Origin of the sequence: Aquabacterium sp., from assembly GCF_016195855.1 — a bacterium.
GTDB lineage: Bacteria > Pseudomonadota > Gammaproteobacteria > Burkholderiales > Burkholderiaceae_C > Aquabacterium.
Genome location: NZ_JACPYU010000002.1, coordinates 114,457 through 127,526 on the forward strand (window position 1 = coordinate 114,457; position 13,070 = coordinate 127,526).

9 protein-coding genes are annotated in these 13,070 nt (G+C 65.6%); all 9 read right to left on the reverse strand.

Annotated elements, in window-relative coordinates:
- Positions 1 to 2: 2 nt before the first annotated feature.
- Entirely contained in the window at positions 3 to 3,710 is a 3,708-nt protein-coding gene (locus HY019_RS00690) for a PAAR-like domain-containing protein (protein WP_290687541.1), read from the reverse strand.
- A 133-nt stretch (positions 3,711 to 3,843) separates the two neighbouring features.
- Positions 3,844 to 4,584 carry a hypothetical protein gene (locus tag HY019_RS00695; protein WP_290687542.1) on the reverse strand — a complete coding sequence of 247 codons (741 nt, stop codon included), beginning with the start codon at positions 4,582 to 4,584 and terminating at the stop codon, positions 3,844 to 3,846.
- A complete protein-coding gene (locus tag HY019_RS00700; RefSeq protein WP_290687544.1) occupies positions 4,581 to 5,510 on the reverse strand; it encodes a type VI immunity family protein in 930 nt (309 codons plus the stop codon). Before HY019_RS00700 ends, HY019_RS00695 begins: the two co-directional genes overlap by 4 nt.
- A 38-nt stretch (positions 5,511 to 5,548) precedes the next feature.
- Complete coding sequence (locus HY019_RS00705) at positions 5,549 to 6,445, reverse strand: DUF4150 domain-containing protein (RefSeq protein ID WP_290687546.1); 897 nt, start codon at positions 6,443 to 6,445, stop codon at positions 5,549 to 5,551.
- A 22-nt stretch (positions 6,446 to 6,467) separates the two neighbouring features.
- Positions 6,468 to 7,538, reverse strand: a complete 1,071-nt coding sequence (locus HY019_RS00710; protein WP_290687547.1) for a beta-ketoacyl synthase N-terminal-like domain-containing protein — start codon at positions 7,536 to 7,538, stop codon at positions 6,468 to 6,470.
- A 2-nt stretch (positions 7,539 to 7,540) separates the two neighbouring features.
- Complete coding sequence (locus HY019_RS00715; protein ID WP_290687549.1) at positions 7,541 to 8,596, reverse strand: DUF2169 domain-containing protein; 1,056 nt, start codon at positions 8,594 to 8,596, stop codon at positions 7,541 to 7,543.
- Between the two features lie 18 nt (positions 8,597 to 8,614).
- Positions 8,615 to 9,196: a DUF6484 domain-containing protein gene (locus tag HY019_RS00720; RefSeq protein WP_290687551.1), complete on the reverse strand. Its 582-nt coding sequence runs from the start codon at positions 9,194 to 9,196 to the stop codon at positions 8,615 to 8,617.
- A gap of 20 nt (positions 9,197 to 9,216) precedes the next feature.
- A complete protein-coding gene (tssI, locus tag HY019_RS00725) occupies positions 9,217 to 11,505 on the reverse strand; it encodes a type VI secretion system tip protein TssI/VgrG (RefSeq protein WP_290687552.1) in 2,289 nt (762 codons plus the stop codon).
- Positions 11,506 to 11,584: 79 nt separating this feature from the next.
- The gene (locus HY019_RS00730; protein ID WP_290687553.1) at positions 11,585 to 12,961 is read right to left on the reverse strand and encodes a tetratricopeptide repeat protein; all 1,377 of its coding nucleotides are present in this window, start codon (positions 12,959 to 12,961) and stop codon (positions 11,585 to 11,587) included.
- Positions 12,962 to 13,070 lie beyond the last annotated feature (109 nt).

Sequence of the window (13,070 nt, forward strand, 5' to 3'; positions counted from 1 at the left end):
GATCAAGGGCAATTCTTGGCAACCCAGCTGGTCAACTTCTTGACGCTGGCGTCCAGTTCGTTGATGGCCTGCTGGTGACGTCCCGGCAACCACTTGTCGTCCCAGGCCTGACGCATGTCACGGCAATCGGTGTTGCGCGACAACTCGAAGCGCTTGCGGGCACACAGATCAAGGCCCGGCGGCGCGGACTGGGAGCAGCGCGCCTTGTATGCCTTGTACTCGGCCTGGGCGACCGGGTCCGTCACCATCAGGCCCAGCGGGTCGGCCAAGTTGACCGGGTCGCCGTTGGCATACAGGTACACATGCTCGCCACCGGCCAGACCGATGGGGTCTTGGGAGAGATAGTAACCGGAGTCCGGATCGTAGTAGCGGAAGCGGTTGTAGTGCAAGCCGGACTCGGCATCGTGCATCTGACCGGGATGGCGCAATGGTTGGTCAACGCCATCACCAGGGCCGCCGCTGCGCCAGGTCACGCGGCCTTGATCGTCGCTCAGCAGCAAGGGCGTACCGATGTGATCAACCTGGTAGTGGCGGATGTCGGGTGCCTGGCCGGGTCGCGTGGCCAGCTGGGCCAGCGGCGTGTAGCTGTCCGGCTTGTCGTAGACGAACAGCGCCGTGCCGTCGGCCATGGACTGGCCCAGCAGCCGGTTGCCGTCCCACAGGAAATCTTGCGCGCGGCCCTCACTGCCCGTCTTGGCGATGCGACGGCCGAAAACATCGTAGTGGTACTCGGTCTCCTGGGTAAGGCCACCACGCTGGACGCACGCGCGGCGCAGGCGGTGCTCCGCATCCCAGGCCAGGTCGATGTGATCACCGTTGGGCCAGGTCTTGCTGGTGACGCGGCCATGCGCATCGAAGGCATAGCGCAGGCCGGCTGCCCCGGCCACCTTTGGACAAGGCACGCCTTCGCCTTGCGTCTGCACCTCGCGCAACCGGCCCAGTTCGTCGTAGCGGAAGCTGCTCTCTGCGCGGTCAGCGCGATCGGCACCTTGGTCGGTGACACCATCGAGTTCATGGTGCGTCAGGCGCCCCACGGGATCGAACTCAAAGGCTTCGCGGCGACGGAGTTCGCCGTCGGTGTCGGTCAGACGCGTCGACCACCGGCCAGCCTCGTCCCAGCTCAGGCGGCTGGTGAGCGCGCCTTGCGTGCGGCTGCGCTCGCGGTGCAGTTCATCGCGCTCCATGTCGGTGATGACCTGGCCGTCGATGTTGATCTGGTGCAGGTGGCCCGAGCCATAGCTGAGATAGGCCAGCTTGCGGCCATCGGGCAGCACCGTGGCGGCGCGCTGGCCCAGCGGGTCGATCTCGTGTTGCAGCGCGATGGTACGGCGCCCGCCATCCGGCGTCTTGAGCAAGGCGGTTTCGGAGGTGACCCGGCCCAGGGCATCGTAGGTGAAGCTCACGCGCGAGTTCTCGTCGATGCCTTCAACGAGCCGGCCCAGTTCATCATGCCGGTAAACCGACACCTGACGCACCGCGCCGCCAACTGACAGCACGCGGCGCTTGAGGCGTCCGCGGATGTCGCGCTCCATGTCGGTGACGATGCGCTCTTCGCTGTCCGGGCATTCGGTCTGGCGCACGGTATGGCCATCGGCATCGAGCTCGTAACGGACGGTCTGGCCGTGGAAGTTGGTCTCGGCGACGAGGCGGTCGGCCTGGTCGTATTCGTAGGTGTAGCGCCGGCCCTGCTCGTTGACAAGCGCGATCAGCCGGCGGGCGGCGTCGTACTCGTGGCGCCACATGCGCCCGCCCGTGTCGACCCGACTGGCGAGCTGGCCGTCGGGCGCCCATTCGTAGCGGGTGGTCAGGCCCGCCGCATCGCGGAACACCACGAGGCGCCCCATCAGGTCGTGCTGGTAGTGCTCGACGTGGCCGCCGGGTTGCGTGATCTCGACCAGGTGCCCGGCCGCATCGTAGGCGTAGCGGGTGGTCTCGCCCAGCGCGTTCACCATCGAGGTGAGCCGGCCGGCCTCGTCATAGGTGTAGGCGGTACGCTGGCCGGAGCAGTCGGTGTAGCTGGCCAGTTGGCCGTCCTTCGTCCAGGTCAGCAGCGAAGCGGACTCCTTGGCGTTGACGATCTTCACCGCCAGGCCACGCGCGTCGCGCTCGAAAAGGGTGGCCGTGCCGTCTGCCTCCTGGTAGGTGATCAGGTTGCCGCGCTCGTCGTACCCGAAGCCGGTGCGCTGGCCCGCCTCGTCCGTGACGGCGGTACGCAGGCCGGTGGCCGCGTCCCACTCCATGGCCTGCTGCGTGCCATCGGGCCAGGTCAATGTGGTCAGGCGCCCCTGGTCGTCGTATTCGTAGGTGGAGCGGGCCTTGGCGGGTGACTCCAGCACCGTCAGCCGCCCGAAGCCGTCCAGGTAGCGGCGCGTGCGGCGGCCCAGGGCGTCGGTCCAGCCAATCAGGCGCCCCATGCGGTCGAAGTCGAAGCGCTGCACAGCGCCGCGCACATCGGTGACCAGGGTGTGGCCCGGGTGGTAGTCGAAGCGCCAGCGGCGGCCCAGCGAATCGGTCTGCAACAGCACGCGGCCATCGGGCGCCTCGCGGTCGTATTCGTAGCGGCAGATCAGGCCCGCGGCGTTGACGTGTTCCACCAGCATGTGCGCACGCCAGCCGAAGCCGCGCACACGCTGGTCGGCCCCGTTGAAGACGGCGGTCAGGTCACCCGCGAGGTTGTATTCGTAGCGCACCCACTGGATGGGCTCCCCGCCCTCTCGCGGCTCCCGGATACACAGCAGCAAGCCTTGAGGCGAGAACTCGAAGTGCAGGCGACGCCCTGCACTGTTGTCGACACGGCTGACGCGCCCTTGCGCATCGCGCGTGATGCGCAAAAACTCGCCGTTGCGATCCGTCAACTCGCCCAGTTGCCAGCCATGCGGCCCATCGCGAAAGGTATGGCGCAGACCGCCGGGCAGCGTCAGCGCATAGGTGTGCTCATCCGGGCGGGCGAACACCGCAGCATCGGCCGGTGAGGTCCAGCTCTGCCCCACGTCCAGCGGCGGATAAGGCACGCGCCCGCCCCAGGTGTCGATGAAGACGACAACCTCGGGCTGCACGCGAAGGTCCAGGTCAAGTGGACAGCCCCAGCCCTGCCCCAGCCAGCCCTGGCGTTCATTGGATGACAGGTAGGTGCGCTGCCAGGCCAGCGGCAACACGCCTGGCCATTCAAAGTCCAAGTCCTGCTCATCGCCCAGTACCTTGGCGCCCAGCAAGGGGTTGACAGGGTTGCCCACACCGCTGCCATGCGGGCAGGGCTTGTCGCTTTGGCCCATGCCCATGGACGGCACCATGGGCACAGGCGCTTGCAGTTCGCCCGCCGTGTTGACGGTGTTTTCGTGGTTGTGCAGCTTCTTGTCCATGAAGCGGCAGGCGTTGGCGCCGTCCATCTTCACGTCCATCGAATAGAGCAACCAGGTCGACTCCTTCATGAAGGTGCTCGACTTGACCCCGCCGGCCACGCCCGGGTTGTCGCCGTTGGACAGCGAGAACTCCGAGCCCTTGATCGCGATCATCATGCCGCCATCGGCCTTGACCGTGGTCGAGCCCTTGGCCAGCATGGCCGACTGCGAAATATTGGGATACGGGATCGGCACCGGCCCGGCAGGCGACGGCGTCTTGCACACGTCGGGCACCGTGGCCGTGGAGATGCCATTGCTGCCCTTGTGCACGAGTGAGTTGAAGACGCCGTTGACTTTGACTGTGACCGGCATGGTGGACTGCTGGTGATGGTGCGATCAGTAAAACGAGCCCGCCACGAGGGCGGGATGCAAGGCGCATGGTGGCGTAGCGCCCTGGAATGGGCAATGAACGAAGGTCACTCACGAGGCCCTGCATCACCAGACATCAGGCCAGGACAACCCCCTCGATGTGCACGGCCCGTCCGTGCAGGCCGTGCAGGGCGTTGACCAGGCACTGTGTGCCGGCCCTGCTCATGCGAAGCCGTTCGTGAAAGAAGCGCATTTCGCCCTCCAGCGACAGCGGCGGTTCGGTGACGAGCACCTGTGCCGAAGCCAACCCTGTGTCGTCGGCGCTGAAAGCGCCCAATTGACCCAGCGTCGCCCATGCGGCCCAGACCTCGCTGACGAGGCGGCGCGACTCGGGTGTGGTGGGTTCGGCAAGCTCGATCTCCAGGACCATCGAACGGTTGCCCTCACGCCAGTCCTCGACCGGAAATGGCGGCGGCGCCAAGCTGGATGGCGCATTACCCTGCGCATCGAAAGCTTCGTCGGCCACGCAGTGGACGGCCTCGATGGTGGACAGATCCAGGCTGAAGCGGCTCAGGGCCTTGAGCAACACGCCCAGCACGCCCGGGTCGGCGTGGACATCGGTGAAGCGCAAGGGCCAGCTGCCGTCGGCGGCTGGCACAAGGGAGGTCAGTGTGAAGCCGCCCGGCCCAGGCTTCACACGACTGCCGGCGAACCCACCCCAATGCCCGAACACGGCAAAAGCCGAGGCCAGCCCGGCCAGCGCCTGCATCGTCTCGGGGGTGACAGCATGTGGCGCCACGAAATGAACATGCGCCTCCATCAGACCAGGCGCCACCACCTGCGTCAGCCGCACGGGAAAGGGTGGCGCCACGGTCATGCGGGATTCCAGTCACGTGCCGGCATGGCGTCAAAGCGGGCCAGCCAGGGTTCCGGCTCGAACTCCGGATCACCCAGGCCTGTCAGGCGCACGCGGGTGGGCTGGAGCAGGCGCGCGCAAGCTGGCATCAGCCCGATGTCCGGCGCTTGCCGGTTGACGTCACCCACCGGTGGCCGCATGGCGTTGCGGATGAAGCAGCCGCCGCCGGGGAGTTCGCGCACGTCTGCACCTGGCAGCGCCGCGGCGATGCGGGCCGTGCCGCCCAACCCCTGGGCCAGGCCAGCGCCCAACAGGTTGATCCAGTGCGCCCAGGTCGTGCGGCCCCGAAGATCCTGCTGGACGTCCTGGTAGCACGGGTCGAAAGCCAGATAGCGCGGCAGCAGTCGGTTGACGTGTTCCGTGGCCGTCCCCTCCGTCCAGGAGGTGCGCTTGAAGGTCAAGCCCGCATTGCCTGATTCGATGGGGAACAACTTCACCAGGCGCAGCAGGAAATCGATGAAGGCATCGATGCCAATCTGCTCGGCGAAGGCCGCCGGGAAGTCGAGCCGCAGCAGGTTGTCGCTGCTCGGGCCATGCTCGACCACGGCAAAATTCGTCGCATACAGCAGCAGCCCGAAATCGCCCACCCAGCCCTGGGGATCGGCGTCGTACTCGATCCAGGCCGCTGCCAGCTCGGCGGGAAACTGGCGCAACTGCTTCAGGTCCTTGGCCACCTTGCGCGCCGTCAACGGGCGCAACTCGCCGTTGTTGCCCACGCAGACCTTGAGCACATCGGCGCCGATGAACTGGATGTAGGCCTCAATGGCAGCGGCCGCATGGGGCCCAAGCTGGTGCACCGGCACGTCACTGTAAAGGAACACGCTCAGCGTTGGCCTGGCCAGGCAATAGCCTTTGCGAGTTTTGGCGATCAAGTGATCGAGGTTCATGGTCAGGCTCGCCATCCCTTGTCTTTTGACTGCGTCTGTCAGCAGTTGGTGTTAGATATCTTACGGGGCGGAAACCGCTTTGGATCCTTCCCCCAGCGCCGCGTGAGATTCTGGTATGCCGTCTTCTGCGAGGTCCCGTCGCGCTTGCGCCCCCAGGCCGGCTCGCCCGGGTAGGTGGACGACGGGCACTTGAACTTGAAGTCAAAGATTTGCTCCGGATCGCCATTGGCGTCGAAGGACACGGCATCGGGCCAGTCCGTACCGCGCCGCACCGAGCGAAAGGTCTGCTTGCGCTCGAAGGGGATCATCACAGGCGGGTTGTCGGCCGTCCAGCCGGCCTCGTTGCCCAAGGTCGGCTTCTTGCCCTGCTCATTGTGCTTCTGGATCTTCTTGTCGACGCACGTGTGCTTGCGATCGCCCAGCGCCATGCAATCGGTTTCGTTGGGTGTCTTCTTGTCTTCCTCGTCATCACAATCGCACACCATCTTCTGCAAGGCTTTTTCCGCAGCGGTGATGGGCACCGGTGCACCACCCGCGCCCATCATGTCGACCGTGTTTTCATGGTTCTGGAACTTCTTGTCGGTGAGCCGGCAGGCGTTCTTGCCGTCCATCTTCACGTCGAAGGAGTAGAGGATCCAGGTGGACTCCTTCTTGAAGGTGCTGGACTTGACCCCCCCCGCCGTGCCGGGCTCGTCGCCCTGGCTCATGGAGAACTCCGAGCCCTTGACGGCGATCATGTTGCCGCCGTCGGCCTTCACGGTCGTCGTGCCCTTGGCCAGGCTGTTGGACATGGACACGTTCGGGTAAGGCAGCGGGATGGGGCCGCCCGGCGACGGTGTCTTGCACACGTCGGGTATCGTCGCCATCGAGAAATGGTTGCTGCCCTTGTGGACGAGGGAGTTGACCGTACCGTTGACCTTGACCGTGACTGGCATCAGATCGCTCCCTGGTCGGTTGTCAGGCAGCCTGTTGTTGCACGGTCTGTGCGGCCGCCATCAACACGGCGGCCCGCTCGCCACCTTCAGAGCTGGCCCAGACAAAGGCCAGCGGCCCGCGCGCATACCGTTTGGTATTGGCGGCACAGGCCAGGATCAGGTGCAACACGCCGCCGGCAGCAGCCAAGTCGCCCCAGCAATCTGCCGGAGCCACGAAATCGCTGGCCGATTCAAAATGCTCCTTGAGACGCAAAGCCGTGAACCCGTACTCGTCGGCGCGGTAGGGTTCGCCATTCATGTCGCAATAGATGTCGCTGACCCGATACCCCGCGGGCAGTGCCGTCAACGCCTGACCACAAGCGAGCGTCAACCCTTCGCCCAGACAGACCGTCTCCGTCTTGATCCGCTTGGGTTCGCTGGCCACGCCGGTGCCAAGCACGGTGGCCAATGGCACCAGCCCGCGCTCGCGGGCCACGGACTCGCGCATCAGCAGGATGGCAGCGCCTGCTTCGCCGGGAATGAAACCCCATGCGTTGTTCAAGGGGCCAGCACCATGGAGCTGGTCATCGGCCTCCAGGGCTTCGAGCGTCTCCGGTTCGAGATGGCTGTCCACGCCTGCCACAAGGCAAGCATCCAACTCGCCCTGGCGCAGCTTGGCGCAGGCCGCGTTCACGCCCAACAGCGCCGAGGCATGCCCCGCCGCAAACACCGCAGCCGCCTGAAACTGCCTCGCATGCCGTTGTTGGATGCCTTGCAGCAGTTGCTGCGGCCATTGCGCAGAAACGCCCGCACGCGGGGAAGACACCGCCAGCGCCAGCGCCATGCGCGGTGCTGGATGGCCACCGGTCGACAGCGGTCGAAGAGCCTGTTCGATCGCCGGATACAACAAAACCTCCAACCGTTGCACGCCTTGCAGGGCTGGATCAATCGAAGGTGACATCGACACGCGCATGGGCTGGCCCGCCGTGTCGATCATGTAAGGGTGCTGCGAGAAGGCGCTGATGCCCGCGCGCACAGCCGCTGCCGTGGACCAGGCGTCGTTGCCCAGCGGGGTGCGGGCGCCCATGGCGACGATGTAGACGGCCTCCCTCATGATCAGGATCCGTCCACCATGGCCTCGGCACCTGCAGGCTGCGCGGCATTCAGCGAGGTCTTCAAAGTCACGACGGTACGCTCCAGCTTCTGAACCTTGAAGTGGCACGGCAAGGCGGTGTGCCAGACCAAGGACACGCGCGGGAAGTCGGGCTCGAGAATCACGGTGTGAAGGCGCCGCTGCTTGTGGATCTCGCGACTGCCATCGGTGAACCGGGTCTCGAAGCCCAGGTGAAGACGAGGCAGGTTAAAGCGCAAGTCACCGCCGCCGGGCGCCATGCGCAAGAGCACCACGGGCTCGCCACCCAGCAGGAAATCTGGCGCCTGCTGGTCGGCTGGCGCACACTGAAAGAACCGATCGTCCAGGTCTTCGGCCAGCAAGGGCTGCCGGGTCTTCATCCAGCGCTCGTCATACGTACCAGCCCATCCCGCACGCGGCTGCCAATGGCTGGCCACCACACCAAATCCGGCCGGGGCCGGTCGGTCGCGCCACGAGCCGATCAGGTCGTCGGGATGCTCCACGTTGGGCAGGGCCAGCCCGGTGGCGTTGCCGCCCGACACAGCGAAACCGGTACCCACGGGGTTGCGCCACTCCCAGTCCTTGTCGGGGCTGCCGGACTGGCGATCCACGCCGCCATAGGCCCGTTCATAGACCAGCGGCATCTTCACGAAGGGCTCCGCGCCAGTGGCCCCGAAGGCACCCCAGTGCCGATCCCCGAACACGCGCAGCATCTTCTGCACAGGACCGACCTTGAAGCCCACGTCAAGCTCCTTGGCTGGCACACCGCCCGGCGCATGCGCATGGCCCACCACGATGATGTCGGTGGTGCGTTTGGTCAGCACCAGATCGGCTTCGTACTTGATGCTGCTGTGCCCTGGCTCGCCGTGGTGCTCGGCCACGCGCAACACGGGTGGTTGCACCGAGCTGGGCACGGTGCCGCCGTCAGGAAGGATGTCGAAGGTGGCCTTCACGGCCACCAGCCACACTTCCGCACCGTCGCGGTCACGCACCCAGCCTCGTTCGGCGGCAAAGGGGGTGCGGTTCTCGATCTGCCACATAGCCAGCCGATCGCCCGCTCAGTTGATGTCGATGGCGGCACCCTTGATCTTGTTGTAGCCGGTCGAGCGGCTCAAGATGTAGTTGCCTTGAATGATGACCTTGCCTGCGCGGGTCAGGGTGATGCTGGCATCGCCACAGCGCAGGACGATCTCGCGCTCGGCCTGGATGGTGTGGCGCTCGCCATCGGCGAGCACCTGCAAGCCCGGTGCGTCCTGCGTGTTTTGCACGGCGGGCGTCTCTTGCAATGGCCCGAGTTGCAGCACCCCCATGATGATGGGTTTCCGCGGATCACCGTTCTCGAAGCAGACGACCACTTCATGGCCAACCATGCCATGGCGAAGCGGTGTGGCCGCACGGGCGACCAGCACCTCGCCAGGCAAGGCTGCCAGCCCGGTCACGAGAGGCTGATCCAACAGGTCAAAGCCTTGCAGTCGCCCCACGGCAGGCGCAAGGATAGGTTCAGCGGGCGTCACGTGGCCAGTGGCGGCCAGGGTGGCGGGGCGTTGCTCCAGGCGGCTGAAGTCGGCGTCGCGAGACGCTGACTGCGTCAAGGGCGCCAAAGACTCCTGCGACATGAAGGGGTCGGTCATCGCGTTCATGGTTGCTTGCCCCGTGGGTTTCAGTTAACGCCCACCTTGGAGCCCTTGATCACCACGTCGCTGCTGGCTTTGACATTGATCTTGCCGCTGCCATCGATGGTGATGTCCTTGCCCTTGATGGTGATCGTGCCGTCCTTCTTCATCGTGATGCTGGCACTGCCCGTCTTGATGGTGACCGAATCGCCGGCATCAATGACGACGTTCTTGCCCGCCTTGAGCGAGTCGTCTTCGGCCACCGATGTGCTGCGCGCCTTGCCCACGCTGACGTTCTGGGCCCCACCCACCGTGGTCTTCTGATCCGCGCCCACACTGATGGTCTGGCCCGAGCCCACATTGAGGCTCTGGCTCGCACCCACATTGGTCGACTGGTTGGCGCCCACGTTGATGGACTGCGCGGCACCAATGGCCACTTCCTGCGCCGCACCAATGGCGATGGTCTCGTTGATGCCGACCGTGTGCGTGCGCTGCATGGCCACGGTGGCCGTTTCGCTGCTGCCCACGGTGATGCTGCGGTTCGCAGCAATGGTGATCGACTCGTTGGCGCCGACCGATTCGGTGCGGTTGGCTGCAATGGTGATCTTCTCGTTGGCCCCCACGGTTTCCGTGCGGTTGGCGCCGATGTCGATCGTCTCGTTGCTGCCGACCTTTTCCTTGCGGTCCACACCGATGGTGATCGTCTCGTTGTTGTCCACCGTCTCGGTACGGTCGTGCTTGACGTGCACAGTCTCGTCGTTGTCGATGGTCTTGGTGCGGTCGTGGCCCACCCAATGGGTCTCGTCGTTCTCGACCTCGATGTCCTGGTTCTTCTCGGCATGCAGCCAGACCTGCTCGCTGCCCTTCTTGTCCTCGAAGCGCAGGGCATTGGCATTGCCGTAGGCGCCACCCTTGGACGAGCGCGAGAGCACGCCGGACTGCGTGGCGTTGGCAGGCAGATCCCACGGGGGCATCTGCTGCGCGTTGTAGATGCGGCCGGTGATCAAGGGCTGATCCGGGTCGCCTTCGAGGAAGTCGACCACCACCTCCTGGCCGATGCGCGGGATGTGCACAAAGCCGAAGTTCTGGCCGGCCCAGGGCTGTGACACACGCACCCAGCACGAACTCTTCTCATCCTTCTGGCCCAGCCGATCCCAGTGGAACTGCACTTTGACGCGGCCGTACTTGTCGGTGAAGATTTCCTCTCCACCGGGGCCGACCACCACCGCCGTCTGCGGGCCCTGCACAAAGGGCTTGGGCGTGTGGCGCGGTGGGCGGAACTGCTGGGATGCGGGGATGGCCTCGAAGCTGACCTTGTACTGGCTGCCGCTCTCGCCTGCGTCGAACACGGCCACCTGGGCCTGGATCTTCACGCTGGTCAGCAGGTACTGGGCGTTCTGGTCTTCACGCGGGTGTTTGGCCAGGGTGAAGGTGCGGCCGGCCTCCAGGCCCATGGCATTGCCCGCCCCCTCCAGGCGGTGATGGCGGGCCTGGACCTCGTCAAGCCAGTCTTCGGCGAACTGCTTGCCATCGGCCGACTGGATGTAGTCGCCCTGGAAATCAAAACGCTCTGCCGATGCCTGGTCGTGCGAGCGGCTCAGGCTGGCGTCGACCTGCAGCGAGGTCGAGGGGCGCTCGAAGTCGTAGCTGGTCAGCACCATCTTGCCGGTCTTGACCTCCTGGCTGAAGGTCCAGTTCGAGATGTATTCCTGGTCCGGCGGCGCGTTGCTGGGGTCTTCGATGTAGCGAACGGTGCTGGCGCCGGTGATGGGGTCATGGGCGCTGAGCGAGTCCATCAGCACCAGTTCGTGCTTGCCGTCGGTGTGCTCGAAGTACCAGTAAATGCCCTCGCGCTCGAGCAGGCGGGTGACGAACTGGAAATCGCTTTCGCGGTACTGCACGCAATACGTCCAGGGGCGGTAGCTGCGGAACAGCTTGAGCTTGACCTGGGCCACGCTGGCGTGGTCGTCGAACACCTTCTTGACGATGTCGGGGACGGACATCTCCTGGAAGATGCGGCAATCGCTGGTGCGAGTGAGGAACCACAACCAGGGGCGGACCTCGGCCTGGTAGGCAAAGTAGCGGCCACGGGGCGTGCCCAGGCCGAAGCGGGTGACGTAACCGTGGAAAAAGCGCTTTTCGTCATCCTGCAGGTGCAGGGTGACGGTCACGGGTTTGCCCAGCAGGTCCTTGGGGGCCAGGGTGGATTTTTCGCTCAACAGGTTGAGCTGCATGCCGCCCAGCTGACTCAAGCCCTCCGACACGTTCATCGATTCGAGGAACAGGTCGGCTGCGGGCAGGGGGGAGCTGAGCGTGATGGGTGCTTGGGTCGCCATGGTGCCTTAGTGGACCTCAGTCGGGCAGCCAGGCAAAGCGACCAAAGTCACCCGCCTGCCGCACCTTGGATGCCGGCCATCAGGCCAGTTGCCGCGCCACCACCAGCCAGCCATTGACCGACTTGCCGCCCTCTTCGCGCAGGATGACGCCGTCCATGTCCAGCAGGCTCAGGCCGGCGGCGCTCAGCACCTCGACGATGTGCTGCTGGTGGTGGGCATAACGGCCGTGGGGCTGGATCTGGTGCGCCAGCTCGGCCTCGTCGGGCAGGGCTTCCACCGTGAAGATCAGGGTGCCGCCCGGCTTGAGCGAGGTCGCCGCCTCCTGGATGACCTTGCCCAGGTCACCGAAGTAACACAGGGTGTCGGCCGACAGCACCACGTCCCACTGGCGGGGCGAGAGCGTCAGGAACTCGGTCAGCTCGGCCTTGTACAGGTCGCTGTAGACGCCCTTGGTCTGGGCGCGGTCCAGCATGCCTTTGGACAGGTCCACGCCGGCCAGCGCCTTGGCCCAGGGGGCCATCAGGGGTCCGCACAGGCCGGTGCCGCAACCGGCGTCCAGCATCACGAACTGGTGCTGGGGCGGCGGCAGGTGGCGGGCCAGCATGTCGGCGCACAGCTGGGGAGCCTGGTAGTTCAGGCGCTCGTTGAGCACCGACTCGAAGCTCTCGGCAAAGTGGTCGAAGGCCTGCTCGACATAGTCGTCCGGGGCACGCTCGGGCACGCCCTGGCCGGTGCAGGCGGCGTACATGTGGCGCGCCGTGGGGTGTTCGGGCTCTTGCTCCAGCCACTGGCGGTAGACCTCGCCGGCGTCGGCAATGCGGCCCATGGCGTAGTAGGTGGTGCCCAGCAGGCGGCGCGCGGAAGAATCACCGGGCAGCAGCTCCAGCGCCTTGATGTAGTAGGTGATGGCGCCGGTGCGGTCGCCCTTTTCGGCGTACAGCAGGCCCATGTTGTTGTGGGCACTGACGTGCGCCGGGTTGAGCTGCATGGCGCGCTCGTAAGACGCGTGGGCCTCGTCGAACTGGCGCTGGGCCTTGTAGAGCGCGCCCAGGTTGTTGTGCAGGTCGGCGTTGTCACGGTCCAGCTCGACGGCCTGCTGGTAGGCGCCCAGCGCCTTGAGCACCTCGCCGCGGCCCATGTAGATGTTGCCCAGGTTGTTGAAGTAACCAGCGTAATTGGGCTCGACCTCGATGGCGCGTTCGATCAGGCTCACGCCCTCGTCGGACTGGCCCATCTGGTGGCGGGCCATGCCCATGAGGTGCAGCACGTCCGGGTGACCGGGCACGGCGTCCAGCAGGCGCTGGTAGAGCTGCACGGCGCCTTCGAGCTGGTTGTTGCGATGCAGCTGGACCGCCATCTGCAGGGCGTCGTCGAAGGTGACCTCTTGCGGTTCGTTGTTCGGCTCGTTGTTCGGGGCGCCGGTCGACGCGTCGGTCTGGGCGGTGGCTTGGTTCATGGGCGCAATCTCCTCTGGCGGGGGCTGATGGCAGCCCGGATCATCCCGCCAGTGGAGCGCAAGGCGTCAAATCGGCCAAGCGACCAAAGTCACGCCAGGGCGGCGCCGG